Here is a 26,327-nt window from a genome sequence, read left to right as displayed (position 1 = left end):
CCCCGGCCCCGGCCACCGTCCCCGGGCGGCCGGGAGGGAGAAGCCCACAGCGGGGCAGCCACCCGCCCGGCGCCGGCCACCGCACCGCTCCAGCCACACCACTCCACGCGCCCGCCGCCCGAGAAAGGCCCACCACCGTGCAGCAGGACCTGATCACCCGCGCCAAGACCTGGCAGGCGGAGGACCCCGACAGCGACACCGGTGAGGAGCTCGCGCACCTCATCGACGCCGCGACGGACGGCACCGGCGGAGCCGCCACCGCCATGGCCGAGCTGGCCGACCGCTTCAGCGGCACGCTCCAGTTCGGTACGGCCGGCCTGCGCGGAGAGCTCGGCGCGGGTCCGATGAGGATGAACCGGGCCGTCGTCATACGCGCCGCGGCCGGCCTCGCCGCGTACCTCAAGGCGCAGGGCCAGGCCGGCGGCCTGGTCGTCGTCGGGTACGACGCGCGCTACAAGTCCGCGGACTTCGCCAGGGACACCGCGGCCGTGATGACCGGCGCCGGTCTGCGCGCGGCCGTGCTGCCGCGCCCGCTGCCCACCCCGGTCCTCGCCTTCGCCATCCGCCACCTCGGCGCGGTCGCGGGCGTGGAGGTCACCGCGAGCCACAACCCGCCGCGTGACAACGGCTACAAGGTCTATCTCGGCGACGGCTCGCAGATCGTGCCCCCCGCGGACACGGGGATCGCGGCGCAGATCGCCGCGGTGCGGAGCCTGCGCGACGTACCGCGGCCGGAGAGCGGCTGGGAGATCCTCGGCGAGGAGGTCCTGGAGGCCTATCTGGCCCGTACGGACGCCGTACTGACCCCCGGGTCCCCCCGCACCGCGCGCACCGTCCACACGGCGCTGCACGGCGTCGGCACGGAGACCCTGCTCGCCGCCTTCGCCAGGGCGGGCTTCCCCGAGCCGGTCCTCGTCGCTGAGCAGGCCGAGCCCGACCCGGCGTTCCCGACGGTCGCCTTCCCCAACCCGGAGGAGCCGGGCGCGATGGACCTGTCCTTCGCGACCGCCCGCCGCACCGCCCCCGACCTCGTCATCGCCAACGACCCCGACGCGGACCGCTGCGCGGTGGCCGTCCCGCACGAGGGTGACTGGCGGATGCTGCGCGGCGACGAACTGGGCGCGCTGCTCGCCGCGCACCTGGTACGCCGCGGGGTGACCGGCACCTTCGCCGAGTCGATCGTGTCGTCGTCACTGCTCGGCCGGATCGCCGGGGCGGCGTCCCTCCCGTACGAGGAGACGCTGACCGGCTTCAAGTGGATCGCCCGCGTCGAGGGTCTGCGGTACGGGTACGAGGAGGCGCTCGGCTACTGCGTCGACCCCGACGGCGTACGCGACAAGGACGGCATCACGGCGGCCCTGCTCGTCGCCGAACTGGCCTCGGTACTGAAGGCCGAGGGCCGCACCCTGACGGATCTGCTCGACGAGCTGGCCGTCCGGCACGGACTGCACGCCACGGACCAGCTCTCGGTGCGCGTCGATGACCTTTCGGTGATCGCGAACGCCATGCGGCGGCTGCGCGAACAGCCCCCGGCGGAGCTCGCCGGCCTCAAGGTCATGAGCGCCGAGGACCTGTCCGAGGGCTCGGAGCAGCTCCCGCCCACGGACGGCCTGCGCTACCGGCTGGAGGGCGCCCGGGTCATCGTCCGCCCGAGCGGTACCGAGCCGAAGATCAAGTGCTACCTGGAGGTGGTCCTGCCGGTGGCCGCCATCGGGGACGTCCCGGCGGCCAGGACCCGGGCGGACCAGATCCTGACGGCGATCAAGGCGGACCTGTCGCGGGCGGCGGGGCTGTAACCACGCCATCCGGGGTGCGGGCCCGCGAGGCCCGCACCCCGGGCAACGGTGGCCGGCTCGCGACCCGGGGCCGGCCGGCCCGCGCCGGCCGCTCAGACGGCGCTGAACCCTCCGGCCTTGACACACGCCACGAAGCAGGCGAACGAAGCAGCGGTGACGTCCAGGACAGGTCCGGCCTGGTTCTTGGAGTCACGGACGGGAACCACGCCGCGCGAGGCGACCAGGTTGGTGGCGACCTCGACGCACTGGCCGCCGTTGTTGCTGTACGAGGACGTGAACCAGCGGGGGGAGTCGGTCGTCATGGGGTGCCCTCTCGTACCTGTTCGATCATGGACACGGATGCCGTCTGCATGGCGTGCCGTCAGACGGACCCGGAGTCTTCGGCCTTGACACCCGCCACGAAGGAAGCGAACGCACCGGCGGAGACGTCCAGGACGGGACCGCCCGGGTTCTTGGAGTCACGGACAGGGACCACACCGCGCGAGTCGATCAGGTCGCCGGCGACCTCGACGCACTGGCCGCCGTTGGCGCTGTAGGAGGACTTGAACCAGTGGAGCGAATCGGTTGTCACAGAATGCCCTTTCTCACCTGACTGATCATGACCACGGACTCGGTCTGTGAGAGCGCCTCAGCCTGTAGCTGATGGTAGGCCGTGAAAAGCGGCCGAACCAAGCGTGTATCCCGCTCCAAACGGCCGGAGTGCGCGGACTCCGCATAGACCATGCAGGACCCGTCGGGCAGGGTGACCAGCGTGACCGGGGTATAGAAGGAGCGGCGTTCGCCCAGTTCATAGGTGGCCACCTGCACAACGGTGTTGGGCATATCCGCGATTTCCAAGAGGTGGCCCAGCTGACCTGCCAGGACTCGGGGCCCGCCCACCCGTTGCCTGATGCAGCTCTCATCCAGCAGGACGTAGATCTGCGGTGGCGGGGTCCGCTCGATCGACTGCTGTCGTCGGGCCAGCAGGGCGAGGCGTTCGTCTGCCTGCTGCTCCGTGATCGCGCCGCGTCGCACGGCACCCGTGGTGATGGCTGCGGCGTACTCCAACGTCTGGAGCAGCCCCGGGATGATCCCCAACTCGAACAGGCGGATCTCTAATGCCTTGCCCTCGAATCCGACGAATTCCGGGAAGCCGTCGAGTATCGCGGAGTCGCGGACGGCTGCCCCCTGTCGGACGAGCGCTTCCCCGGTGCCCAGCGCCTTGTCCGCGCTCGCAGTGAACTTGGAAGTTGGATTTCGAGCCCCAGTTTCGACCCCCGAAATATGCGACGGCGAGTACCCCGTGCGGTCTGCCAAATCGTCTTGGGTCCAGCCTTGCTCCTCTCTCAGCCTGCGGAGACGGTCACCAAACGCAGCCCGCGGCCCCCGCTCTGGGTCAAGTTCCTTGCGGTTGGGCACACTTCACCGAACTTTCTTTCAACTAGTCGGAGCTTGAAGGTCTCTTGAGAGTAGGCCACGCTGGGCCACCTTGGTAGTCGAACGACTACGGAGAGGAGTGGCGATGCCTGAAGAGATCAACTCCCCCGATGGGCAGGGGCCTTCGCACATCCCAGCTCTCGGCGCCCTCGTGGTCGACACGGGGCACGGCAACCGCACCGGGGAGTTCCGGGGGCTCGCCGGACCGTACTGGTCACTGCGGCCGGTCAGCGGCGGCCCCGAATGGGAGGCAGCCCCCGAGCACGTGCGGACCCCGACCAGCGCAGAACGGCTGACCGCGGAGAACGCACGGATCAACGCCCGGAGCCGCAGGGGGCCCGCATGGTGATGCCCGCCGGGACCCCTCCGCGCGGCCGGTCCGATCCCGAACCCTGCCTGAGATGCCAGGAGTTAGGCCTCGCCGAAGCCGTCGCCAGGGCCGAGCACGACGCAAGCAGGGAAACCGACTGCCGTGTGCTGCGCAAGCGACACCAACAGGCCGAACACGGAGGGCAGCCGTGACGCTCTCGCTGATCCGGCTCGTCTTCGCCGCAGGGGTCGTGCAGGCCCTCTTGCGGCGGCGCTTCCCCCGCATCATGCGCCTGCGCACGCTCACTCCACAACGGCCCGAGCTGCCAGCCCTGTTCGCCGAACTGCAACGGATAGAGACGGACCTGGCGTACCGCACGCGGTTCTTCGCCGGGCTGAACGCTGCGCTCGCCGAACGGAACGCGGAACGCATGGCAGAGCTGGAATCCCTCCGAACGGCCGTAGATCACCTCCGGAACCTGGTCCACTCCGGCAACGGCGAGCGCACCACTTGAGTAACAGCTCTTCCTGCTCCATCCTCCTTCTGAAAAAAACCAGTTGATTGGCAGAGGGGCAGACGGAACACGGGCAGCCCTGATGCCTCAGGCTCTGAGGCGGCCGGTCACGACCACCGACAGCAATCCGCCCCCCACCTCGGAATGCGAGGGGTTCGCGGCGGGAGGCATCCGCTGCCCGCGAACCCCTCGCATTCCGCTTCTGTTCTAGAAGGCCGCGGTCCGGTCTTCGCTGCGGGGGTCGGTCACCTGGTGCCCGGTGTAGACGCCCGCGCGCGACTCACGACGCCAGGGACGCGCGTGGGCCACGGATTCGGCGGCGGCCTCGGAACTGTCGTCGAGGTTCACGACGGCTACGGACGGCGAGCCGTCCGCGGGGCACCGCTCAAACCAGTCGCCGTTGGGCGCGATGACGCCGGACGGTGCGGTGGCGCTGTGCTCTGCGGGCACCGAGAAGCTGACCCAGTAGCTGTTGACCGCAGCGTGGCCTTGGGCTTGGGCGGCGGCGTTCCCCGGGGAGACACCGGTCGTGGAGAACAGGACGCAGTCGACGTCCAGCCTCTCGTATTCGGCGAACAACTCCGGGTAGTGGATCTCCATGCCCAGCAGGCAGCCGAAGCGCACACCGTCGATGTCGAAGGTCACCGGTGAGACGCCCGGCGAGTACATGTACGACACCTTCGTGTTCGACAGCAGGCGCTCGTCGTAGCGCGTGACGACCTCGCCGCGATCGGAGACGACGTAGAGGCTGTTGTGCGGGCGGTTCGACCCGGTCAAACGGTGCACCGAGGCGATCACTGTCCACAGCCGCAACTCCCGTGCCAACCCGGCGATCGCGGTCAGCTCTGCTTGCAGAACCGGCCACTGGCACCGGTCCCAGTCCGCCGGGCCGACCAGGTCCGGGCCGTCGGCGGACATGACGAGCTTGTGGGGAGAACAGATCGCGCCTTCCGGGAAGTGCACGATCCTCGCGCCCCGAGTGCTCGCCTCGTGCATCAGCGCGCGGACCTGGCGGCCGCTCTCCCGCAGTGCGTCAACATCGCGGGGGTCCTCGCGAACAGGCGTCTGCGCGACGGCGAGCCGCACGCTCTGGGGGTTCGTTGCTTCCGACATGACGTCTCCAGATGGAGTCGGACGGAAGTGCCGGAGGGCAGACGTGTAGGACTCACCGGTCCTGGCGGCGCGGGCGCGCACCTGGCGCTTGAAGTTCCTGCGGGCTGTCATCGCGGCCTTCCACGCCTTGAGCGACGGCTCCCCCAGCGACCTCGCCCGAGGCGGTCGGGCTGCGACAGCGACCTGAGACGCTAATCCCTTTGCCCCCCATGGGAGACCGTGCTGGGGACGGTCGCGGGAGGTTCGGCGTAGGCCACGCAATCCGTCATTTTGCCGCCGCCCACCAGCTCCGTCAACCGTCCCGCTACGAGGCCACCGGCGGATCCGTGCGGGCGGCACGGGCATCGTAGGCGGCGCGGGCGTCGTCGATACGGGCGAGGTGCGCGACGCTCCATTCGAGCAGGGGTGCGGTGGCCTCGCGCAGGGTGAAGCCCATCTCGGTGAGCTCGTAGCTGACATGCGGCGGCATCACGTTGTGAACGGTGCGGGTGAGGATTCCGTCGCGCTCCAGGCTGCGCAGCGTCACGGTGAGCATGCGCTGGCTGATCCCGTCGATGGCCCTTTTCAGCTCGGTGAAACGCCGCGGTCCGTCCCGGAGGTTGCGCACGACAAGCAGCGACCACTTGTCCCCGACGATGCCGAGTACCACCCGGGTCCGGCACGCGTCGCCGGACTCCGCCGCAGGCCGCTGGTCGCCGTGTGGCGCGCCCATGGTTACCTCCAGAGAACCGGGGCACCGAAAAGTGCCTTATTGCCTGCGGTGCACTGTCTGCACCAGCATGCACTCAGTACTCAAAGAGTACCGGGGCACGAAAGATAACCGCCTGGGCCGCGGACCGGCGGCAACCTGCGCGTGACCGTGACCTCCTGGTCGTGCTGTTACTTCTGCGAAGGAAGACTGATCCCTCATGTCCACATTCCTGCTGGTACACGGCGCTTGGCACACCGGACAGTGCTGGGAGCGGGTGGTGCCGCTGCTGGAGGCTGCCGGGCACCGGGTGTTCGCGCCGTCCCTGACCGGCTACGGCGACAAGGCGCACCTGCTCGGTCCTGAGGTGGGGCTCGATACGCACGTCGACGACGTGGTCGGGCTGGTCACCGAGAAGGGCCTCCGCGATGTCGTACTCGTCGGCCACAGCTACGCGGGGCTGGTGATCTCCTCCGCGGCCCACCGGATTCCGGAACGCATCGGGCACCTGGTCCACCTCGACGCGATGGTCCCGGAGGACGGCGAGTCCGCTGTCGACGTCCAGCCCGTCACACAACAGCTGATCGAGATGGCCGAGAACTCCGGAAGCGGCTGGCGCGTGCCACCCATGCCCGAACAACCCGCCCCCTTCGGCCTGTTCGGCGTCACGGACCCGGCGGACGTCGCCTGGTTGCGCGGGATGCTCTCGGACCAGCCGGTGCGCTGCCTGCAACAGCCGGTGCGACTGGACAACCCGGCCGCGAACGCGATCCCGCGCACGCACATCCACAATGTCGGGGCCACACCTGCGGGCATCACCCGCCGCCCCGTCCCCCCGGTCCAGCCAAACGGCACCGCCGCTCAGGTCTGGGAGCTGCCGACCGGCCACGACTGCATGATCACCATGCCGCGCGAACTCAGTGAACTGCTTCTCAAGCTCTCCCGAGCCCGAGCCCGAGCCTGAGCCTGGGCCTGCCCGCCCGCGGTGCCCGGCCGCCGCCAGCCTGCCGGCGCAGCGCGAGAGCTTCCTCGGACGAGGCCGGCGACGAGAGCCGTCCAGCACGCCGGGGACCGCCGACGGGACAGTCCTCAGCTCGACGCGAGCTGGTTGGAGATCTCCTTCTGCCACTTCTCGGCGTCGGCCGGCTCGTTCAGGGACTGCGCCCACTCCTCCGGCGTCATGCGCAGGTTCGCGGGGCCTGCCTTCAGCGCGACGAGCAGTTCGCGGGCCGAGGCGCGCAGCACCGGCGAGGTCCTCTGACCGGCCGGGACCGCCGGGCCTGCGGCAAGACCGTAGAGGCTGCGCGCCATGGCATCGCGCTTGCTGTGTTCGGCCTTCTTCCAGAACTTCAGCGCTTCCTTGAGGGCGTCGGGGCGCGAGGCGGGCTCGGCGAGGGCCGGGCCGCCCTCCTCCGCCTCCGGGGCCCAGCGCTCGGGGTGGCGGGCGCCCTCGTAGCGCTTCTGGCCGGCGCGTCCGGCCTTGTACGCGGTGACCGACAACAGCAGCCCCGCCGCTGTCGCGGCCAGGCCCCAGCCGACCGGGTTGCTCGCCAGCGCGCCGGTGGCGGCCGCTGCGATCGTCACCGCGCCGCCGGCCGACCTGGCACCGTCTCCGACCGCGCCGACCCCCTGCTTCCAGAGCTTGTTGCGCTGCTTCGCCTGGGCGTAGTCCCGGGTGGTGTTGAGGACGTTGGTGTCCTGCGCCTTCTTCACGTCCCCCGCCGCCTTCTCGATGGTCGAGAAGGCGTTACTGGCACGGTCCAGGGCGGCGCCCAGACGGTCCGAGAGGCCGTCCCCGTCGCCGTCGTGGGCACGCTCCAACTCGACGTAGGCCTGTGCGAGCGCCCAGTGGCTCTCCACCTCCGCCTCGCGGAGGCGGGTGAGCTCGCGGTCGTCCACCGGCGAGGGCACATCGATCTTCTTGACGGCCCGGTGCTTCTGCGTCGTCAGCCCGAACCGGCGCGCCGCCCGGACGCTCTTGGCGCCCGCGACGACGCCGATCACCCCGCCCCCGGCCTCAGCGACACCCGCTGCCGTCACGACGGCCTCCGCGTGCAGGGAGTTCTTGGCGACACCGATGACGTCGGAGCTGAACGTCGCCAGGTTCTGGATACCGTCGAGCACCTTGGAGGGGAACTTCTTGCGCGGGGCGTGGGAGGAGGGACCCGCCGGGTTCTCCTTGGACTCCTTGTACGCCTTGCGCGCGTCGATGACGTTGTTGACCGCCGTGACCCCGTCGGTGACGCCCATCTCGGCGGCGGCCACGGCGGAGGAGACGCCGACCTGCTCCGACAGGTGCGTGTCGGAGGTCTGCGACGCCTTCCAGTTCATCTCCGCGTCTGCCGGGACCAGACCGCGCAGGACGAGGGTGTCGAGGACGTCGAGGTGCTTGTTGGCCCGCTCCAGCGCGGCGGCGATCCTCTCCCGGATGTTCAGCCCGGTACGCGACTTCGCCTTCGGTTTGTCCGTCGCTTCACCCGACGCCTTCGGTTCACCCGACGCCTTCGGCTTGCCCGTCGCTTCACCCGACGCCTTCGCCTCGCTGTCCTCCGCGAGACGCTGGACGACGGCGGACGCGGCTCTGTTTCCGGCGAGCGCCTGTATCGACCCCATCATCGGTCCGACACCATGGAGGTGCGGCGCTCCGGCCAGGCTCTCCGCGCCGCGTGAGACAGGCCGGGGCCGCGAAACGGCCGGCTGCCGCGTACGGCTGCCGAAAGCAGTGTTACCCACCGGGATCCTCCGTGCTCGTTCTGACACCGGGTGCGTGGCAAGTCGGGGCATCCGGCGGGGCCTTGCTTTCCTCACAGTATTGACTGTCCTCGGACCCTCGCGGAAGGTTTCCTCGTCCCGCATCGGTTCCGTGCACCGGTTCGTGCCCGTCGTGACCGCCGCTCGTGCCCTGCCGGTACCCCGTCAGCCGTCCTTGCCCGACGCACCCGGGCCCAGCCACTCCAGCGCCGCGACCGTCAGCGCGGTCACCCCCGTGTCCAGGGTCGGCTGCATCACCGGGGCGAACTGCGGGCTGTGGTTGACCGGGATGTCCTCCGCCACCGTGTTGTCCCTGACCGCCTTCGCGAACTTCTCCGGGTCGGCGCCGCCGAAGCCCCAGTACGCGAACGGCACATCGAAGGCGCCCGGGATCAGGCTGAAGTCCTCGCTGGCCGTCTGGAGTTCGATCGTGCCCGCGTCGTCGCCGAAGTGCGCAGTGAAGGCCTTCGCCAGCCGCTCCGCGACATCCCCGTCGTTCACCGTGGCCGGGAACGAGGTGATGTGCTCGATGTCCGGCTCCTTCGGCGCGTTGGACGCGGTCGCCTCCGCACGGACACAGCGCTCGATCGCGTCCAGTACCTGGCGGCGGGTCGTCTCGTCGTACGTGCGGACGTTCAGCAGGATGACGGCGCTGCCGGGGATGACGTTCGGGCTCGCACCCGCCTGGATGCTGCCGACCGTCAGCACGGCGGGCGTGGTGGCGGCCAGTTCCCGGGAGACGACCGTCTGGAGCCGCACCACGCACAGCGCCGCGAGCACCACCGGGTCGACGGCGAACTGCGGCATGGAGCCGTGGCCGCCGCGCCCGTACAGCGTGATGCGCAGACTGTCGGCCGCCGCCAGGAACGACCCGGGGCGCACCCCCACATAGCCCGCCGGATAGGGCAGGACGTGCTGGGCGAGGGCCACGTCGGGGCGGGGGATCCGGTCGGTGAGACCGTCGTCGACCATCGCGTCGGCGCCGTCGCCGTTCTCCTCCGAGGGCTGGAACAGCACGGTCAGCGTGCCCTGCCAGGCGTGCGGCGACGCGGCCATCAGCCGGGCGAAGCCGAGCATGCAGGTGACATGGGTGTCGTGACCGCAGGCGTGCATCACCGGCAGTTCCACCCCGTCCGCGTCCTTGGTGGTCACCGTCGACGCGTACGGCAGCCCGGTGTCCTCCTTCACCGGCAGCGCGTCCATGTCAGCGCGCAGCAGCACGGTGGGCCCCTCACCGTTGGCCAGGACGCCGGCCACACCGGTACCGCCGATTCCGTCGGTCACCCGGTACCCCCAGTCCCGCAGCCGCCCGGCGACCCGTGACGCGGTCCTGTGCTCGGCCAGCCCCAGCTCGGGATGGGCGTGCAGGTCACGGTAGAAGTCCTCAAGATCATCGCGGATGCCGTCCAGACCACCGAGGACGGCATCGGAGGCGGAAGTGCTGGTCATGGGGGTCCTTCCCGGGCGAGGGAGGGCATGGACCGGGCCGGTCCTGCACTCTCACCATCGTGGCCAGCTCCGGCCGGGCTGTCATCCGCACCTCGCCGCCGAGCCCGTGAGCGAGGGGTGCGCGGAGCACGGGAGGGGCCCCGGGGCCCGGCACCGGCCGCCCTGGCGCCCGCCCCCGGCCGGCCCGTCAGGCAGAATCGGGGGCATGACCCCTGAGCACCCCACGCCTGAGCCCCCCGGCCCGGTCTACGCCGACCGTGTCTACCGGTCCCTCGCCGGGATCGCGGGTGGCGTGCTGCTGCTCGCCCTGGCTGTCTGGCTGGGCATCGACGCCCTCGTCAACGGCCACGGCAACACCCCCTGGCTGGCCCTCGCCGGGCTGCTCTTCGTGATCCCGCTGGTGACCGCCTTCACGCTGCGGCCCGCCGTGTACGCCAGTGCCGACCGGCTCAAGATCCGCAACCCGTTCCGTTCGATCACGCTCCCCTGGGCGTGCGTCGACGACTTCCGTGCCGCGTACTCCACGGAGGTCTTCGCGGGCAGCCGCAAGTACCAGCTCTGGGCCGTCCCCGTGTCGCTGCGCCGCCGCAAGAGGGCCAATGTCCAGCAGATGCGGGCGTCCATGCCGGGTGCCGAGCGCCGCCAGAACCGCAATCCGTTCGCCCAGGGCGCCGATGCCGACCAGGGCCGCGCCCCCTCCGACCAGACGGTCATCGAGCTGCGTCAGCTCGCGGAGACCGGCAAGGACCGGCCGGCCGCGCAGGGCCCTCCCGAGATCCGCTGGGCGTACGAGCTCATGGCCCCGTGTGTGGCCGGCGCCGTCCTGCTCGCCGTACTGCTGGCCGTGGGCTGACCGGGGCCGGCCTGGGGGCCGGGGCAGACCGCCCCGGCCCGGTCCGCGCATCCGGCCGCGCGGACCGGCGACGACCGGCGAGTGAGCCGTGCCCCGGCCGGACCTGCGGGCCCTCCCGCCGAGCCGGTCCGTCCCTCCCCCTGTACAGGTCGCTACGCGCGTAGATATGCTCCTCTGGTGACCATGCCCACCACCGCCCCCTCCCCCGGCGCCCCGAGCGAAGGACAAGCCTCCCGCCAGGGAGACGCCTCCTCCGCCACCGGTTTCGCCGACGTGACCACGTCCGACAGCGCGCTGCGCCGCTTCCTGCACGGGCTGCCCGGCGTCGACGCCGTCGGCCTCGAAGCGCGCGCCGCCGCCCTCGGCACCCGTTCGATCAAGACCACGGCGAAGGCGTACGCCATCGACCTGGCCATCTCGATGATCGACCTGACGACGCTCGAAGGCGCCGACACCCCGGGCAAGGTCCGGGCGCTCGCCGCCAAGGCCGTCCACCCCGACCCCACCGACCGCACGGCCCCGATGACGGCCGCCGTCTGTGTGTACCCGGACATGGCCGCCACCGCGAAGGCCGCGCTGAACGGCGCGGACGTGAAGGTCGCCTCCGTCGCCACCGCCTTCCCGGCGGGCCGCGCCGCGCTGCCGGTGAAGCTCGCCGACGTGCGGGACGCCGTGGCGGCAGGGGCCGACGAGATCGACATGGTGATCGACCGGGGCGCCTTCCTCTCCGGCCGCTACCTCTCGGTGTTCGAGGAGATCCAGGCCGTCAAGGCGGAGTGCGTCAGGGCCGACCGGACAGCCGCCCGGCTGAAGGTCATCTTCGAGACCGGTGAGCTGTCGACGTACGACAACATCCGCCGCGCCTCCTGGATCGGCATGATGGCGGGCGCGGACTTCATCAAGACGTCGACCGGCAAGGTCGCGGTCAACGCCACCCCCGCCAATACCCTGCTGATGCTGGAGGCGGTCCGCGACTTCCGCGCACAGACCGGCGTCCAGGTCGGCGTGAAGCCCGCGGGCGGGATCCGCTCCACCAAGGACGCGATCAAGTTCCTGGTACTGGTCAACGAGACCGCGGGAGCCGACTGGCTGGACAGCCACTGGTTCCGCTTCGGCGCCTCCAGCCTGCTGAACGACCTGCTGATGCAGCGCCAGAAGCTCAGCACCGGCCGCTACTCCGGTCCCGACTACGTGACGGTGGACTGATCACCATGGCTCTCTCATCCGCATTCGAGTACGCGCCGGCCCCCGAGTCGCGCTCCGTCGTCGACATCGCCCCGTCGTACGGGCTCTTCATCGACGGCGAGTTCACCGAGGCGGCGGACGGCAAGGTCTTCAAGACCGTCAGCCCGTCCACCGAGGAGGTCCTGTCGGAGGTCGCCCGCGCGGGCACCGCCGACGTGGACCGCGCCGTGCAGGCGGCCCGCAAGGCGTTCACCACGTGGTCGGTGCTGCCCGGCTCCGAGCGCGCCAAGTACCTCTTCCGTATCGCCCGGATCATCCAGGAGCGCTCGCGCGAGCTGGCCGTCCTGGAGACCCTGGACAACGGCAAGCCGATCAAGGAGACGCGCGACGCGGACCTCCCGCTGGTCGCCGCGCACTTCTTCTACTACGCGGGCTGGGCCGACAAGCTCGACCACGCCGGGTTCGGAGCGAACCCCAGGCCGCTGGGCGTGGCGGGCCAGGTCATCCCCTGGAACTTCCCGCTGCTGATGCTCGCCTGGAAGATCGCCCCGGCCCTCGCCACCGGCAACACCGTGGTGCTCAAGCCCGCCGAGACGACCCCGCTGAGCGCCCTGTTCTTCGCGGACATCTGCCGCCAGGCGGGCCTGCCGAAGGGCGTCGTCAACATCCTTCCCGGTTACGGGGACGCGGGAGCCGCGCTGGTCGGGCACCCGGACGTCGACAAGGTCGCCTTCACCGGCTCCACCGCCGTCGGCAAGGCCATCGCCCGCTCCGTCGCGGGTACGGAGAAGAAGGTCACCCTGGAGCTGGGCGGCAAGGGCGCGAACATCGTCTTCGACGACGCGCCCGTCGACCAGGCCGTGGAGGGCATCGTCACCGGCATCTTCTTCAACCAGGGGCAGGTCTGCTGCGCGGGCTCGCGCCTGCTGGTCCAGGAGTCGGTGCAGGAGGAGGTGCTGGACGCCCTGAAGCGGCGGCTCTCCACGCTGCGCCTCGGTGACCCGCTCGACAAGAACACCGACATCGGTGCGATCAACTCGGCCGAGCAGCTCGCGCGCATCCAGAAGCTCGTGGAGACGGGCGAGGCGGAGGGCGCGGAGCGCTGGTCGCCCGCGTGCGAACTCCCTTCGTCCGGTTACTGGTTCGCCCCGACGCTCTTCACCGGGGTCACCCAGGCCCACACCGTCGCGCGGGACGAGATCTTCGGCCCGGTCCTCTCCGTGCTGTCGTTCCGTACGCCCGACGAGGCCGTCGCCAAGGCCAACAACACGCAGTACGGCCTGTCCGCCGGCATCTGGACGGAGAAGGGCTCGCGCATCCTCGCGGTCGCGAGCAAGCTCCGGGCCGGTGTGGTGTGGGCCAACACATTCAACAAGTTCGACCCGACCTCGCCCTTCGGCGGCTACAAGGAATCGGGCTACGGCCGCGAGGGCGGCCGGCACGGCCTGGAGGCGTACCTCGCCCCGTCGAGCCCGGAGGGCAAGCGCTGATGAGCACCGAGCAGCAGAACCGGCTGAGCGTCTTCAAGACCTACAAGCTGTACGTCGGGGGCAAGTTCCCCCGTTCCGAAAGCGGGCGCGTGTACGAGGTGACCGACTCCAAGGGCAACTGGCTGGCCAACGCCCCGCAGTCCTCCCGCAAGGACGCGCGCGACGCGGTCGTCGCCGCCCGCAAGGCGTTCGGCGGCTGGTCGGGCGCGACCGCGTACAACAGGGGCCAGGTCCTCTACCGCGTCGCCGAGATGCTGGAGGGCCGCCGGGACCAGTTCGTACGCGAGGTGGCGGACGCCGACGGCATCTCCAAGTCCAAGGCGGGCGCCGTGGTGGACGCGGCGGTCGACCGCTGGGTCTGGTACGCGGGCTGGACCGACAAGATCGGCCAGATCGTGGGCGGGGCGAACCCGGTCGCGGGCCCGTTCTTCAACCTGTCGACCCCGGAGCCGACCGGAGTGGTGGTGGTCGTCGCCCCGCAGGAGTCGTCGTTCCTGGGCCTCGTCTCGGTCGTCGCCCCGGTCATCGCGACCGGGAACACCGCGGTCGTCATCGCCGCCGAGAGCTCACCGCTGCCCGCGCTCTCGCTCGGCGAGGTGCTCGCGACGTCGGATCTGCCGGGCGGAGTGGTCAATGTGCTGTCCGGCAGGACAGCGGAGATCGCCGCGCCGCTCGCCGCCCACCAGGACGTCAACGCCATCGACCTGACGGGCGCGGACACCGCGCTGGCCCGCGATCTGGAGATCGCCGCCGCGGACAATCTGAAGCGGGTCCTGCGTCCACAGGCTGTGGACTTCACGGCCGCCCCCGGCACGGACCGGCTGACGGCCTTCCTGGAGACCAAGACGGTCTGGCATCCGACCGGCGCCCTGGGCGTCTCGGGCTCCTCCTACTGAGCCCCCGGCCCCTCTTGCGGAGCCGGCAGAGCCGGTACGGGAACGACCGCACGAAGGCCCCCGGCCGCCGCTGCACTCCGGTGCCGGCGGCGGCCGGGGGCCTTTCCCGTACCGGGACCCGGCCCGGCCGGCCGGTCACCTGCCGGGCAGCAGGTCCTTGAGCGCGCCGCCGCTGGTCAGCGGGGAGGTCAGCAGGGCCGTCGAGACGGGCTTGAAGTCGGCGATCTGGGTGCCGACGGCGTTGTCCAGCGGGTCGACGCCGGTCTTGGCCAGCGGGTCGAGCTGGAGGGCGGCGACCGGCGCCGTGGCGTGACCGACCGCCCCGGTCAGGACCTGGACAGGCGAGGGGCCGAGACTGCCCAGCACCGCCGTGGGCCCGGCGGTGCCGGTGGCCGCGGGTGTGGCGGCCTGTGCGACCGCACCACCCATCCCGAGGGCCGCGCCGGTCACGGAGACGGCGATGCCGATACGGAGCAGGGAGTTCCGCCGCGGTGGGTGCGCTGCATGTGCTGCCATGAGATTCCTGACTCGCAGAGTAATCGGATGCGCACCCAGCGTAGTTCCTGAGGGGTGTCCGCTCCAACGACCGCCGGGAACCTCACTCCTGGGAGTAGCACGGACCGCTCGATGCGGGAGAATGTTCTTCCGTGAGTTCCTCCCAGTCCATACAGACCCGCGTCGTCCTGCTCGCGGGCCCCTCCGGATCCGGCAAGTCGTCCCTCGCGGAGCGTTCGGGCCTGCCCTTGCTGCGCCTTGACGACTTCTACAAGGAGGGCGACGATCCGACCCTTCCGCAGGTCCCCGGCAGCGCGGACATCGACTGGGACTCCCCCGCGTCGTGGGACGCGGACGCGGCGGTCGGCGCGATCCAGGAGCTGTGCCGCACGGGCCGGACGACCGTGCCCGTGTACGACCTCTCCGCCAGCGCCCGCGTCGACCGGGAAGCGCTCGACATCGGCCCGGCGCCCGTCTTCGTCGCCGAGGGCATCTTCGCCGCCGACATCGTGCGGCGGTGCCAGGAGCTCGGCCTGCTGGCGGACGCGCTCTGCCTGCGCGGGCGGCCCTCCACCACCTTCCGGCGGCGGCTGATGCGCGACCTGCGCGAGGGGCGGAAGTCCGTGCCGTTCCTGCTGCGGCGGGGGTGGCGGCTGATGCGGGCCGAGCGGGGAATCGTGGCGCGGCAGTCGGCGCTGGGGGCCTGTCCGTGCGACAAGCAGGAGGCGCTGGCCCGCCTGGCGGCGGCCGGGGCCCCCTCCATGAGCGCGGGGCCCGTCGGTACCGTCCGGCCTGTCTGAGTCCTGCCCCTGGCGGGGCGTCGGCCCGTCCCGCCGGTCAGCTGTCCTTGACCGCGACGCCGGCCCAGACCGGCGCCGTGTACTCGTCGGTGTTCGTGTCGGCGCTGCCGACCTCCACCACCACCGGTTCGGGGCGCCAGCGGTTCGGGGGGACGATTCCCGGTTCGACCAGCGTCAGGCCGTCGAAGAACCGGGCCACCTGGTCCTTGGTGCGGGCCTTCAGCTGCGAGCCCGAGGCCTTGAAGTCCGATTCCAGGCCGCCGGAGCCGTCCTGGTCCAGATCACGTGCGAGGTGGGTGATCACCAGACAGCTCCCCGGCGCCAGTTCCCCGACCAGCCGGCGGACGACCGCGTACGGGTCGGCGTCGACCGGCAGCCAGTGGAGCAGCAGACACATGCTCAGCGCCACCGGACGGCTCAGGTCGAGCGTGTCGTGCAGCACTCCGGCGGCCAGAACCCCGTCCGGGTCGGCGGCGTCGGCCTCGATGTACGCCGTCCGCCCCTCGGGGTGGCCGATGTGCAGTGCGCGTGAATGCGCCAGCACGATCGGGTCGTTGTCCACGTAGACCACGCGGCTGTCCGGGGCCACGCCCTGCGCGATCTCGTGCACATTGGGCGACGTCGGTATGCCGGTGCCTATGTCCAGGAACTGCCGGATACCGGCATCGGCCGCCAGGTACCGGGTCGCCCGGTGGATGAACGAACGGTTGGCCAGGGCGGTCAGCCGCGCCGACGGCACGTTGGCGACCACCTGTTCGGCCATGGCCCGGTCCGACGGGTAGTTGGTCTTGCCGCCCAGCAGGACGTCGTAGACCCGGGCCGCGTGCGGACGGTCCGTCTTCAGGTCGACCGGCTCCCGCACGTCTCCCTGCGTCATCCACTCCTGCGCATCGCCCATCGGGTCTCCAGCCTTTCGCACGTTTGGATCAACTCCCGTACGACCTTAGACCGTTCGCCCCCGGGCAGGCCGGCGCAGGGCGACCGGCCCCATCACGGGCCCCGCCCACCGGGCCGCCGCCGGATACTCCCCGGCCGGCGGGATGTCGTGACCGTCGGAGCCGGCCGGACAGGAGACCGCGGCCCAGACCGCCTTGCCATCGGTGCCGGGAGTGGTCCAGCCCCATGCCTCACTGAGGCAGTCGATGATGTGCAGACCCCGGCCGGACTGGGCCAGGAAGTCCGGCTCCCTGAGCCGCGGGGCGGCGGAGCTCGGGTCGCAGACCGCGAAGAGAACGGTCCCGCGGCGCCGCAGCAGTCCGAGCCAGACGTCCTGGCCGTGGCCGGTCCGGGCCGGGAGGGCGCCGAGCCCGTACCGCAGGGCGTTGCTGAGGAGTTCGGAGACGATCAGCGCCGCGTTGTCGACGAGCGGGCTCAACGACCAGGAGCGCAGCAGGGATCCGGTGAACCGGCGTCCTTCGCCCACCGCCTGGCCGCAGGCCGGCAGGGCGCGGGCCGTGAAGCCGGCGGACGCGGCCTCCGCCTCCTCGTGCCGGAAGGCGTCGCGCGACGCCTGCCCCAGCAGTCGGTGAACGGTGGGCCCGGGTAAGGCACCTGATGAACCGGTCGAGCGGGATGTCATCGCGATCTCCGAGGAGCAGCCAGACGTCACGTGGGGGTGATCGGCGCCCACTATCCCCCTCCGGAGGATGGTGCCGCAACTGCATCTGCAATTACAGTTCCGGCTGACGCAATTGCCACGGCAAGTGCAGATGCAATTGCATATGCATGAGGCCTGGTCAGACGTGCGCACCACGACGAGGAGTGGTCACCATGCGGCAGATAGAAAACGGGACACGATCCGATCTGATCGACAACGCAAACTGGACAAAGAGCCGCCACAGTGCGCCGGGAGGCAACTGCGTGGAGGTCGCCGCTCTCCCCGACGGCAGCATCGCGCTGCGCAACTCCCGTCACCCGCAGGGGCCCGCGCTCGTCTACACGCGTGCGGAGATCGCCGCGTTCGTCGCCGGCGCCAAGGACGGCGAGTTCGACGCACTGTCCACCTGAGGCCTTGGGTGGCGGTGGACGCCGGGCTGCTGTACGCGGCCCGGTGCCGGATGGAACACTGGCACTCCTCGTGTACGTCCAGTCGCCCTACGGGAGTTGGCATGACCGCCATACAGCGGCCGAGCAGTGAACAGCTTTCGATAAGGCGGTACCTGGACCACCAGCACATCGGCCCGACCGCCCTGCGCATCCTGCTCGGGGCGCGGCTGCGCCGCCTCCGGCAGGAACGCGAGGTCTCTCGCGTGGACGCGGGGCGGGCCATCCGCGCGTCGGACGCCAAGATCACCCGGCTCGAACGCGGCCAGGTCGGCTTCAAACAGCGCGATGTCATCGATCTGCTGACCCTCTACCGGGTACTGGACGAGCCGTCCCGGGCCGACTACCTGGAGATGACCCGGCAGGCCAACCTGCCGGGGTGGTGGCACCGGTACAGCGACGTACTGGAGAGCTGGTTCGAGCTGCACGTCGGCCTGGAAGAGGCCGCTTCGCTCATCCGCACCTACGAGGTGCAGTTCCTCCCCGGCCTGCTCCAGACACCCGAGTACGCCCGGGTCGTCACCCGCCTCGGATACCCGAGCGCCCCGGAGTCCAAGGTGAACCGGCTGGTCGACCTGCGGATGGAGCGGCAGAAGCTGCTCACCCGCCCGCAGGCGCCCACGCTGTGGGCGGTGGTGGACGAGGCCGTCCTGCGCCGCCCCTTCGGCGGGGCCGAGGTGGTGCGCGGGCAGCTGGAACACCTCATCGAAGCGGCCGAACTGCCCAACGTCACCCTGCAGATAGCCCCGTTCAGCGTGGGCGCCATGGCGGCGGCGGGCACCCCCATCACCATCCTTCGGTTCAGCGAACCGGACCTCCCCGACAAGGTCTACCTGGAGCAGCTGACCGGGGCGGTCTACCTGGACAAGCAGGAGGAGATCGACCAGTACTCCCTGATCATGGACCGCCTGGTCACCGAGGCGGATCCGCCGCAGGACGCCCGCCCGTTCCTGAAGGAGCTCCTCGACCGGACGTACCGGGCCTAGGCGTATCCGTAGCCCGGCCCTGGCGGTGAGGACGAGGCGGGCCGTGACCCGCCAGGACAGCGGAGCAGGGCCGGACAGGCCCCCCCGGCCCGTCCGGCCCTGCTCCTCTTCCCCCGTGTCCCCCGGGCCCCCGCCCCGTGACACCCGCCGTCTCCCCCGGAACGGCGGCCCCCCGATCCCTCAGGCGACGAGCTCGCCGAAGGACTCCTGCTCGTCACGGCCGAAGCTGAGGACGTCGTCCTCACGCAGCCGGCGCAGCGAGCGCCAGATGCTGGACTTCACCGTGCCGACACTGATGTCGAGAATCTCCGCGATCTCGGGATCCGTACGGCCCTCGTAGTACCGCAGCACCAGCATGGTGCGCTGCGTCTCGGGCAGCCCGGCCAGCGCCTGCCAGAGCACCGCGCGCAGCTCCGTGCCGCGCATCGCGTCCGTGTCGCCCGCCGTCTCCGGGAGCTGCTCGGTCGGGTACTCGCTGAGCTTGCGCCGGCGCCATGCGCTGATGTGCAGGTTGGTCATGGTGCGGCGCAGATACCCGCCGACCGCCGCCTTGTCGCTGATCCGGTCCCAGGCTCGGTACGTCGAGAAGAGCGCGCTCTGGAGCAGGTCCTCGGCCTCGAAGCGGTCGCCGGTCAGGTGGTAGGCGGTGGCGTACAGGGAGGCGCGGCGCTCCTGCACGTAGGCGGTGAACTCCGCCTCCGACGCGGAGGACCGCTCCCCCGCGGTCTCCCCGTACGCCACCGCCTGGCGCGGTACGGCCGCCTTCGCGACCGCCGCCGGTGCGTCGACGACCGTCATGTACGACGGGTGCTGACGCCCGGTGCCACGAGAGCACCCCCGCCCTCCCGCGGCACCGGACTTCTCGGTGTTCCGTGCTGACACCACGTCGTGGAGCCGCGTGATTACTGCGCCGGAGTTGTTGCTGTGCAGTGAGTTCATCTCGCGCCCCCTGTCGTGGAGTCGTGCTTCGGTCTGTTGATGAAGAGCTTGCCTCCGCAGTTTCATCGGGTTGTCTGTCGACTGTCACAGGCGCGTCACAAGGCCTGTGGCGGGAGGTGACCTGAGTGACACCGGAGGTGACGGAGGCGGCGCCCCCGGGGGCACGCGACAGCCTCCACGGTGCTTCCTCCGCCGTAACGGGGGCCTCCACACAGGGTGACGGGAGCCCCGTAACCCCTCCGGAGGTCGAACTCCCCTGTCCCATGGGCCAGAATGACCTCCGTGCCCTTCCTGTTGCTGATCGAGGACGACGACGCCATCCGTACGGCTCTTGAGCTGTCTCTGTCACGCCAGGGGCACCGGGTGGCCACAGCCGCCACCGGCGAGGACGGTCTCCAGCTGCTGCGCGAACAGCGCCCCGACCTGATCGTGCTGGATGTGATGCTGCCCGGAATCGACGGTTTCGAGGTGTGCCGCCGGATCAGACGCACCGACCAGCTGCCGATCATCCTGCTGACCGCGCGCAACGACGACATCGACGTGGTGGTCGGACTCGAATCCGGCGCCGACGACTACGTGGTCAAGCCGGTACAGGGACGGGTCCTCGACGCCCGTATCCGGGCCGTGCTGCGCCGCGGGGAGCGCGAGTCGACCGACTCCGCCGCCTTCGGGAGCCTGGTCATCGACCGTTCGGCGATGACCGTGACCAAGAACGGCGAGGATCTCCAGCTCACCCCGACCGAGCTCCGCCTGCTGCTCGAACTGAGCCGCAGGCCCGGGCAGGCGCTCTCCCGCCAGCAGCTGCTGCGTCTGGTCTGGGAGCACGACTACCTCGGTGACTCACGGCTTGTCGACGCCTGTGTGCAGCGGCTGCGCGCGAAGGTCGAGGACGTGCCGTCCTCGCCCACCCTGATCCGCACGGTGCGCGGAGTCGGTTACCGGCTGGACACGCCTCAGTGAATCGCCGGTTCCTCCACGGGCTGCGTCTGACGAGCCTGCGGCTGCGCCTCGTCGTCGTCTTCGCCCTGGTCGCGCTCACCGCCGCCGTCTCCGCGTCCGGCATCGCGTACTGGCTCAACCGCGAGGCGGTACTGACCCGTACGCAGGATTCCGCGCTCAAGGACTTCCGGCAGGAGATGCAGAACCGGGCGGCGTCGCTGCCCTTGCAGCCGACGCAGAACGAGCTCCAGACCGCCGCGGTGCGGATGGCCGGGTCGAGCAACCCCGGATACAGCGTGCTGCTGGTCGGCGAGCGGGCGAAGGGCAAGCCCGTCATCGGCTACTCCGACCTGGACGCGTTCACGCTCGCCGACGTACCGCGGCAGCTGCGGGACGCCGTGGCCAAACAGCAGAAGGTCGGCACGGACGACCACTCGACCTACCACCTCTTCTGGCAGCGCGTCACCCTGCGCGGGACGCCGTACCTGGTGAGCGGCGCGAAGATCGTCGGAGGGGGGCCCACCGGCTACATGCTCACCTCGCTCGACCAGGAGCGGCAGGACCTCAGCTCCCTCGCCTGGTCGCTGGCCATCGCCACCGGACTGGCGCTGATCGGCTCGGCGCTGCTCGCGCAGGCCGCCGCGACAACGGTGCTCAAACCCGTGCAGCGGCTCGGCGACGCGGCCCGGCGCCTCGGTGAGGGCAAGCTCGACACCCGGCTCAGGGTCTCGGGCACGGACGAGCTGGCCGAGCTGTCCAGGACGTTCAACAAGACGGCCGAGGCGCTGGAGCAGAAGGTCAGCAACATGAGCGAGCGGGAGGAGGCGAGCCGCCGCTTCGTCGCCGACATGTCGCACGAGCTGCGGACGCCGCTCACCGCGATCACCGCGGTCTCGGAGGTCCTGGAGGAGGAGGCGGACAGCCTCGACCCCATGATCGCGCCCGCCGTGCAACTGGTGGTGAGCGAGACCCGCAGGCTGAACACCCTGGTGGAGAATCTGATGGAGGTCACCCGCTTCGACGCGGGTACGGCGAGGCTGGTGCTCGACACTGTGGACATCGCCGACCAGATCACCGCGTGCATCGACGCGCGCGCCTGGCTCGACGCCGTTGAGCTGGACGCGGACCGCGGCATCATGGTGCGCCTCGACCCCCGCCGCCTCGACGTGATCCTGGCGAATCTGATCGGGAACGCGCTGAAGCACGGTGGTTCGCCGGTCCGGGTCACCGTGCGGATCGAGGGCGAGGAGCTGGTCGTCGCGGTGCAGGACCACGGCCCCGGCATCCCCGCCGAGGTCCTCCCGCACGTCTTCGACCGGTTCTACAAGGCGAGCGCCTCCCGGCCGCGCTCCGAGGGCAGCGGCCTCGGGCTCTCCATCGCGATGGAGAACGCACACATCCACGGCGGGGACATCACCGCCTTCAACACCGAAGACGGCGCGGTGTTCGAGCTGCGGCTGCCACGCGATCCGGCGGATCCGGACCAGGACGGTCAGGAAGGCGGCAGCGCATGAGGGCGGGGAAGCACGCGGCGGCGCTGATGGGCCTGGCCACGCTCTGCGCCCTGACGGCCGGGTGCGGCATCAGGAACACCTCGGTCCCGGTGGACGCCGGCGCCGCGCCGTCACGGGTGCCGTGCGACCTGCCCGCGGACGGCGGGGTGGGCCAGGCGCCCCAGGGCATCCCGGTGCGGGTCTATCTGATCTGCGGGAGCCGGCTGGTCCCCGTCGACCGCACGGTGCAGATAGCGGAGGGCCGCACGCTCTCCGACGGCCTGCGGGTCGCGGAGAAGCTCCTCGACGAGCTGCGGGAGAAGCCCAGCCGCCCCGAGCAGGAGGCCGGTTTCAGCACCGACGTCCAGGACCCCGTCTCCGTGGGCCCAGGCCGCAAGGGCGACCCCGCGGGAGCGCTGCGGCTGAGCCGCGACCCGGCGGACCTCCCGGCGAACGCCCTGGCGCAGATCGTCTGCACGTACGCGGAGAGCGCGGCGGCGGAGACCGACGGCTCGGTGGTGCTCGGCGGCCCGGGCGGGGACCCGCCGCGCGCCTACTCCTGCACCCAGCAGCTGAAGACCCGGCCCGACACCGACCCGGAGCTGGGGGACGTGCGCCGCTAGGGCCGGCTCCACCGGTCTCCCGCGCGATCCGTCAGCCGCACACCGCCCGGTTCCGCCGGCGGAGGCCGGGGGCAGCACCGTCGCGCTCCGGCACCGCACGGAGCCGGCCGCTGCCCGGCGGCGCGGCAGGCGGGAGGGAGGCGGGGCCGCTCGCCCCCGCCTCCTTCCCGCCCTTCGGCCGGCGGCGCCGCCGGCCGGGTCGTGCGCCGGTGGGTCAGCCTGCGGCGGAGGTGTCACCGTCCTTCTCCGGCACCATGCCGTGCTGGTCGACGATGCCGCTCCGGAGGTTGGCGACGGACCCGGTCAGGACGTCCGCCTTACCGGGCTTCTTGTCCGCGGTGGTGTAGAAGAGCGACCCGAGCAGCGTCAGGCTGTGCTTGTCGAAGATCCACACGTCGCGGGTCGATGAGGAGTCGTCGTCGCGGGTGATGCCGATGCCGTGGCGGCCGGCCGTGTCCACCGCGTCGGGAACCTCCCGCACACCGGGAATCTCGGCCATGGCGCGGTAGAAGGCCGCGGCGTTCTCGGCAGGCATGAGGTTGCCGCTCAGCATGTCTCCGATCATCTCGAAGACCGCCTGGTCCTTGGACTCGTGCTCGCCCGCCCCGCTGTGCGAGGCCAGCAGCTTCAGAAGCGCTTTTGGGTCGGTCGGCAGGGACGCCAGCCACCGGTAGGTGGGCCGGCGGAACCCGGGGGCCTCCGCTCCGCTGCTGTCCGAACCATCGGGGGCCGAGGTCTCGATCGGGATGTCCTCACCGGACATCGAGGCGTCCTTGCCGGTGTCGCGCATCCAGCCGACGACAGTGACGGGCGCCGGGTCCTGCGCCATCCACCGCTCGCTCTTGTGGGGCCTGCCCAGCTTCACCGGGCCGTCGAGGGTCCCCATGTTCTCCTGCACGAGGCTGCGCACGTAGACGAACTGACTGTCCTTGACCGGTGTGACGTCGGTCTTCAGGGAGGCGTCGGCGATCCGGTGGAGCGCGGTGACGGCGTGCGGCGCGCTCTGCGCCGGGGAGGCAGGGGCGCCTCCGGCTCCGCCGGTCAGGGTGAGGGCCAGGATTCCGGCCAGGGCCAGCGAGGCGGCCGGCACGAGCACGGCGGGCCGCAGCAGCCTGCGCCGGAGCGGTGGGGCGAGCGGCGCGGTGGCCCGCGGGGCGGTGGCGTCGCGGTCGTGGTCGATGTGCTGCATCAGGAGGTCCTTGTGGTGGAGGTGACGCCCGGCGGGCAGGTCGAACTCCACGGGCCGCGGCAGCAGTCGGGCCAGTTCCTCCACGTCGTCCGGCCGAGGGCCGGGACGGGACGGATGGGCGGCGTTCATGAGTTCTCCTCCCGTAGGGGCAGGGCCGCGAAAGCGGCTTCACTTCTTCCCTCTCCGCGGCCCTTCCGCGGTTCCCGGCGTTCCTGCTGTTCTTCGCTGAGCCTGCCGAGCCGGGCGCGGGCACGCGAGAGGCGCGACCGTACGGTGCCCACCGGCACCCCGAGCGCCTCGGCGGCCTGCGCGTAGTCCAGCCCCGCCCACACGCACAGGGCGAGCACCTCCCGTTCGTGGCGGCGCAGTCCGCTCAGCGCGGCGTGGACCGCTGCCAGCCGGCGTGAGTCGTCGAGGCGGCCGACCGCCTCCTCCGCGAAGTCGGGCACCGGGGGCGGGGGCGGCCGGTGGGCCAGGAAGACGAGGCGCCGCCGCAGGCCGCGGTTGGCGTTGTACGCCTTGTGCGTCGCGATCCCCAGCAGCCAGGGCGCGAGCGAACCGCCCTCGGGTTCCAGCCGCTCCCGGTGGGACCAAGCGGCCAGGAAGGTCTCGGACATCACCTCCTCCGCGGTCGACCAGTTGCCGGTCAGCCGCAGGGCGTGGTTGTAGACCACCGGCGCGTGTTCCTCGTAGAGATCGGCGAACGCCTGGCGGTCTCCCGCCCGGATGCGCGCACGCAAGCCGTCTCCGTCGTCTGTGTCCCTCATACTCGTTGTCTCTCCGCGACCCCGCAGGGGTTCCTGTGGCGTGCCTCACGTCGCCCCGCCGGGGCGGTGGGGCGGTCCGGCCGCGCACGCGAAGGCGCGTGGAAGACCCCACGGTATTGCGCCGGGTTCCCGGACCGGGCAGTGCGTCCCCGGGGGCGGGTGTGCCGTGCGGGCCTGGTGGGGATCGAGTGGGGATCCGGTGACGCCACCGTGACAAAGTCGGCGGAACCGATCCCACCGGTACCCGCGTCCTGTGAGGTGTGCGTCAAGGTTCGGGCAGTCGCTCCGTCATCCGTTTCCGCGTCGTGGGGGTCGTCCTCCTCGTCGCGCATCTTCTGATGGTCGGCTGGCTGACCCTGCGCCCGCTGGACGTGATGTGGGTGACCGCATCGAACTTCACGCCGCTCGCCGGGATCAGGGCGGATCTCGCCCTGGGCGCGGCGGAGGCGGTCCGCCGGATCGGCGAGGGACTGCTGCTGCTCGCCCCGCTGGGTGTCCTGCTGCCGCTGGCCGGCGGCAGGCTGCGGGTGTCGCCCTGGGCGTCACTGGCCCGTACGGTCGCCGCGGGCGCCATGATCTCGCTGGCCATCGAACTGCTGCAGACCGGGGTTCCCGGTCAGGTGGTCGACGTGGACTCGCTGCTGCTGAACACGGCGGGCGTCGCGCTGGCGCACGTGGTCGTGGTGCCTGCCGTGCGGCACCGGCTGCGGCGCGGACCCGTGGAGCGCAGGGGACGGGCCGCCGTTCTTGCGGACGAGGCCCGTCAGGGGGCTACCCCGACGATTCCCAGGGTCGGGGTCGCCCCGTAGAGCGATGCTCCGCTCCCCGTTCCGCGCCATCATGGAAGAAGAGGGAGCGCGATCGAGCCGCTCCCACGACGCTTCGCGAAGGAGCCCCACATGTCCGCACTTGCCCGCCCCCGTGAAGGCCGTGTCCTCGGCGGAGTGTGCGCAGCGCTGGCTCGGCGCTTCGGCACCTCTTCGACCACCATGCGCGTGATCTTCGTCGTCTCCTGCCTGCTGCCGGGGCCGCAGTTCCTGCTGTATATCGCGCTGTGGATCCTGCTGCCGGGCGAGAAGTCGCCGTCGGCCGCCTGGTAGGCCCGGCCACCGCCACCCGCGCACGCACGGACGGGGCGCACACCCCTGGGGAGGGATGTGCGCCCCGTCCGTGCGTGGACCGGCTCGCGTCGCCCGCTCGCGTGGCGGCTCCGCGCGGCCGGAGTCAGCCCGAGGTCACTGGCCGAGACCGTTCACCGCGTCCGTCACGGCCCCGGTGGGCAGACCGCCGAGGAGGCCCTTGTTGCCCTGCGCCGAGTGGCCGCCGCCGAGCGCCCGCTTGGTGCCACCGAGCGCGTGCTGCCCGGACTGCACGGAGTTCCCCTTGCCGGCCGGGATCTTCGACGTGACGGCGTTCAGCGGGAGCGTGCTGGTGACCGTACCCAGCGTCCCCGTCACGTCCGGCGTGACCGGGGCGGCGACCGCTGATGCGGAACCGGCGGCGGCCGCGGCGAAAGCGGCACCGAGAACGGCGACACCGAGGGTCTTGGCAGCAGACTGCTTCATGAGGAAAACGTCCTTGCGAGGGGAGGG

Annotated in this window: 30 protein-coding genes; 16 read left to right on the top strand and 14 right to left on the bottom strand. The window is 71.1% G+C overall.

From position 1 onward, the window contains the following. The first annotated feature begins 137 nt into the window (after positions 1-137). Complete coding sequence (locus tag OG917_RS21845) at positions 138-1,796, top strand: phospho-sugar mutase (RefSeq protein WP_328319289.1); 1,659 nt, start codon at positions 138-140, stop codon at positions 1,794-1,796. 92 nt (positions 1,797-1,888) lie between these two features. On the opposite strand, the gene OG917_RS21840 is transcribed toward OG917_RS21845, so the two are convergent. The 3 genes from OG917_RS21840 to OG917_RS21830 are packed head-to-tail and all read right to left on the bottom strand — an operon-like array spanning position 1,889 to position 3,194. Further along, the gene (locus OG917_RS21840; RefSeq protein WP_328319288.1) at positions 1,889-2,098 is read right to left on the bottom strand and encodes a DUF397 domain-containing protein; all 210 of its coding nucleotides are present in this window, start codon (positions 2,096-2,098) and stop codon (positions 1,889-1,891) included. 59 nt (positions 2,099-2,157) lie between these two features. After that, complete coding sequence (locus tag OG917_RS21835; RefSeq protein WP_328319287.1) at positions 2,158-2,367, bottom strand: DUF397 domain-containing protein; 210 nt, start codon at positions 2,365-2,367, stop codon at positions 2,158-2,160. Then, positions 2,364-3,194, bottom strand: a complete 831-nt coding sequence (locus tag OG917_RS21830) for a helix-turn-helix domain-containing protein (RefSeq protein WP_328319286.1) — start codon at positions 3,192-3,194, stop codon at positions 2,364-2,366. Before OG917_RS21830 ends, OG917_RS21835 begins: the two co-directional genes overlap by 4 nt. A gap of 103 nt (positions 3,195-3,297) precedes the next feature. Here OG917_RS21830 and OG917_RS21825 point away from each other — a divergent pair, with 103 nt between their 5' ends. Together OG917_RS21825 and OG917_RS21820 are read left to right on the top strand one after the other, a co-directional pair. After that, positions 3,298-3,561 carry a hypothetical protein gene (locus OG917_RS21825; RefSeq protein ID WP_328319285.1) on the top strand — a complete coding sequence of 88 codons (264 nt, stop codon included), beginning with the start codon at positions 3,298-3,300 and terminating at the stop codon, positions 3,559-3,561. A gap of 169 nt (positions 3,562-3,730) precedes the next feature. Further along, on the top strand, positions 3,731-4,036 hold the full coding sequence (locus OG917_RS21820; RefSeq protein WP_328319284.1) for a hypothetical protein: 306 nt from the start codon (positions 3,731-3,733) through the stop codon (positions 4,034-4,036). A gap of 207 nt (positions 4,037-4,243) precedes the next feature. Here OG917_RS21820 and OG917_RS21815 read toward each other — a convergent pair whose 3' ends face one another. Then, a complete protein-coding gene (locus tag OG917_RS21815) occupies positions 4,244-5,149 on the bottom strand; it encodes a carbon-nitrogen hydrolase family protein (protein WP_328319283.1) in 906 nt (301 codons plus the stop codon). A gap of 304 nt (positions 5,150-5,453) precedes the next feature. Next, complete coding sequence (locus OG917_RS21810; protein WP_328319282.1) at positions 5,454-5,861, bottom strand: winged helix-turn-helix transcriptional regulator; 408 nt, start codon at positions 5,859-5,861, stop codon at positions 5,454-5,456. Between the two features lie 196 nt (positions 5,862-6,057). On the opposite strand from OG917_RS21810, the gene OG917_RS21805 reads away from it, so the two are divergent. Further along, entirely contained in the window at positions 6,058-6,801 is a 744-nt protein-coding gene (locus OG917_RS21805; RefSeq protein ID WP_328319281.1) for an alpha/beta hydrolase, read from the top strand. Between the two features lie 125 nt (positions 6,802-6,926). On the opposite strand, the gene OG917_RS21800 is transcribed toward OG917_RS21805, so the two are convergent. Together OG917_RS21800 and OG917_RS21795 are read right to left on the bottom strand one after the other, a co-directional pair. Continuing rightward, positions 6,927-8,453, bottom strand: coding sequence for a hypothetical protein (locus OG917_RS21800; protein ID WP_328319280.1), 1,527 nt, complete (start codon positions 8,451-8,453; stop codon positions 6,927-6,929). 300 nt (positions 8,454-8,753) lie between these two features. Further along, positions 8,754-10,037, bottom strand: a complete 1,284-nt coding sequence (locus OG917_RS21795) for a M20 family metallopeptidase (protein ID WP_328319279.1) — start codon at positions 10,035-10,037, stop codon at positions 8,754-8,756. 205 nt (positions 10,038-10,242) lie between these two features. On the opposite strand from OG917_RS21795, the gene OG917_RS21790 reads away from it, so the two are divergent. From OG917_RS21790 to OG917_RS21775, 4 genes are all read left to right on the top strand, one after another. Further along, complete coding sequence (locus OG917_RS21790; protein WP_328319278.1) at positions 10,243-10,890, top strand: PH domain-containing protein; 648 nt, start codon at positions 10,243-10,245, stop codon at positions 10,888-10,890. A gap of 183 nt (positions 10,891-11,073) precedes the next feature. Beyond that, the gene (gene deoC, locus OG917_RS21785) at positions 11,074-12,096 is read left to right on the top strand and encodes a deoxyribose-phosphate aldolase (RefSeq protein WP_328322074.1); all 1,023 of its coding nucleotides are present in this window, start codon (positions 11,074-11,076) and stop codon (positions 12,094-12,096) included. Between the two features lie 5 nt (positions 12,097-12,101). Continuing rightward, a complete protein-coding gene (locus OG917_RS21780; protein ID WP_328319277.1) occupies positions 12,102-13,565 on the top strand; it encodes an aldehyde dehydrogenase family protein in 1,464 nt (487 codons plus the stop codon). Further along, positions 13,565-14,461 (top strand): aldehyde dehydrogenase family protein, encoded by an 897-nt coding sequence (locus tag OG917_RS21775; RefSeq protein ID WP_328319276.1) that lies wholly within the window; start codon positions 13,565-13,567, stop codon positions 14,459-14,461. The genes OG917_RS21780 and OG917_RS21775 overlap by 1 nt, the downstream gene beginning before the upstream one ends. A 135-nt stretch (positions 14,462-14,596) precedes the next feature. Here the strand turns inward: OG917_RS21775 and OG917_RS21770 are convergent, their stop codons facing one another. Next, positions 14,597-14,977: a hypothetical protein gene (locus tag OG917_RS21770; RefSeq protein WP_328319275.1), complete on the bottom strand. Its 381-nt coding sequence runs from the start codon at positions 14,975-14,977 to the stop codon at positions 14,597-14,599. Between the two features lie 131 nt (positions 14,978-15,108). On the opposite strand from OG917_RS21770, the gene OG917_RS21765 reads away from it, so the two are divergent. Next, complete coding sequence (locus OG917_RS21765; protein ID WP_328319274.1) at positions 15,109-15,756, top strand: uridine kinase family protein; 648 nt, start codon at positions 15,109-15,111, stop codon at positions 15,754-15,756. A gap of 37 nt (positions 15,757-15,793) precedes the next feature. On the opposite strand, the gene OG917_RS21760 is transcribed toward OG917_RS21765, so the two are convergent. After that, the gene (locus tag OG917_RS21760) at positions 15,794-16,654 is read right to left on the bottom strand and encodes an SAM-dependent methyltransferase (protein ID WP_328319272.1); all 861 of its coding nucleotides are present in this window, start codon (positions 16,652-16,654) and stop codon (positions 15,794-15,796) included. 45 nt (positions 16,655-16,699) lie between these two features. After that, positions 16,700-17,335, bottom strand: a complete 636-nt coding sequence (locus tag OG917_RS21755; protein ID WP_328319271.1) for an ATP-binding protein — start codon at positions 17,333-17,335, stop codon at positions 16,700-16,702. Positions 17,336-17,526: 191 nt separating this feature from the next. Between OG917_RS21755 and OG917_RS21750 the strand changes: the two genes are divergently transcribed. Together OG917_RS21750 and OG917_RS21745 are read left to right on the top strand one after the other, a co-directional pair. Continuing rightward, the gene (locus OG917_RS21750) at positions 17,527-17,763 is read left to right on the top strand and encodes a DUF397 domain-containing protein (protein ID WP_328319270.1); all 237 of its coding nucleotides are present in this window, start codon (positions 17,527-17,529) and stop codon (positions 17,761-17,763) included. 101 nt (positions 17,764-17,864) lie between these two features. Continuing rightward, positions 17,865-18,785, top strand: coding sequence for a DUF5753 domain-containing protein (locus tag OG917_RS21745; RefSeq protein WP_328319269.1), 921 nt, complete (start codon positions 17,865-17,867; stop codon positions 18,783-18,785). A 180-nt stretch (positions 18,786-18,965) separates the two neighbouring features. Here OG917_RS21745 and OG917_RS21740 read toward each other — a convergent pair whose 3' ends face one another. Then, complete coding sequence (locus OG917_RS21740) at positions 18,966-19,724, bottom strand: SigE family RNA polymerase sigma factor (RefSeq protein WP_328319268.1); 759 nt, start codon at positions 19,722-19,724, stop codon at positions 18,966-18,968. A gap of 282 nt (positions 19,725-20,006) precedes the next feature. On the opposite strand from OG917_RS21740, the gene afsQ1 reads away from it, so the two are divergent. The 3 genes from afsQ1 to OG917_RS21725 are packed head-to-tail and all read left to right on the top strand — an operon-like array spanning position 20,007 to position 22,779. After that, positions 20,007-20,684 (top strand): two-component system response regulator AfsQ1, encoded by a 678-nt coding sequence (afsQ1, locus tag OG917_RS21735; RefSeq protein ID WP_266853934.1) that lies wholly within the window; start codon positions 20,007-20,009, stop codon positions 20,682-20,684. Further along, on the top strand, positions 20,681-22,177 hold the full coding sequence (locus OG917_RS21730; RefSeq protein ID WP_328319267.1) for a HAMP domain-containing sensor histidine kinase: 1,497 nt from the start codon (positions 20,681-20,683) through the stop codon (positions 22,175-22,177). Before afsQ1 ends, OG917_RS21730 begins: the two co-directional genes overlap by 4 nt. Continuing rightward, on the top strand, positions 22,174-22,779 hold the full coding sequence (locus OG917_RS21725; protein ID WP_328319266.1) for a hypothetical protein: 606 nt from the start codon (positions 22,174-22,176) through the stop codon (positions 22,777-22,779). The genes OG917_RS21730 and OG917_RS21725 overlap by 4 nt, the downstream gene beginning before the upstream one ends. 214 nt (positions 22,780-22,993) lie before the next feature. Here OG917_RS21725 and OG917_RS21720 read toward each other — a convergent pair whose 3' ends face one another. Together OG917_RS21720 and OG917_RS21715 are read right to left on the bottom strand one after the other, a co-directional pair. After that, positions 22,994-24,097: a CU044_5270 family protein gene (locus OG917_RS21720; RefSeq protein ID WP_328319265.1), complete on the bottom strand. Its 1,104-nt coding sequence runs from the start codon at positions 24,095-24,097 to the stop codon at positions 22,994-22,996. Next, a complete protein-coding gene (locus tag OG917_RS21715; protein WP_328319264.1) occupies positions 24,094-24,735 on the bottom strand; it encodes an RNA polymerase sigma factor in 642 nt (213 codons plus the stop codon). Before OG917_RS21715 ends, OG917_RS21720 begins: the two co-directional genes overlap by 4 nt. A 260-nt stretch (positions 24,736-24,995) precedes the next feature. On the opposite strand from OG917_RS21715, the gene OG917_RS21710 reads away from it, so the two are divergent. Together OG917_RS21710 and OG917_RS21705 are read left to right on the top strand one after the other, a co-directional pair. Next, the gene (locus tag OG917_RS21710) at positions 24,996-25,544 is read left to right on the top strand and encodes a VanZ family protein (RefSeq protein WP_328319263.1); all 549 of its coding nucleotides are present in this window, start codon (positions 24,996-24,998) and stop codon (positions 25,542-25,544) included. 90 nt (positions 25,545-25,634) lie between these two features. Beyond that, positions 25,635-25,835: a PspC domain-containing protein gene (locus tag OG917_RS21705; RefSeq protein ID WP_328319262.1), complete on the top strand. Its 201-nt coding sequence runs from the start codon at positions 25,635-25,637 to the stop codon at positions 25,833-25,835. A 135-nt stretch (positions 25,836-25,970) separates the two neighbouring features. Here OG917_RS21705 and OG917_RS21700 read toward each other — a convergent pair whose 3' ends face one another. Then, positions 25,971-26,300, bottom strand: a complete 330-nt coding sequence (locus tag OG917_RS21700) for an ATP-binding protein (protein ID WP_328319261.1) — start codon at positions 26,298-26,300, stop codon at positions 25,971-25,973. Positions 26,301-26,327 lie beyond the last annotated feature (27 nt).

It is taken from the genome of Streptomyces sp. NBC_00388 (genome assembly GCF_036061255.1).
Classification (GTDB): domain Bacteria; phylum Actinomycetota; class Actinomycetes; order Streptomycetales; family Streptomycetaceae; genus Streptomyces.
Note: the sequence above shows the minus strand (reverse complement) of the source record. Positions and strands in the feature narration are given on the sequence as shown.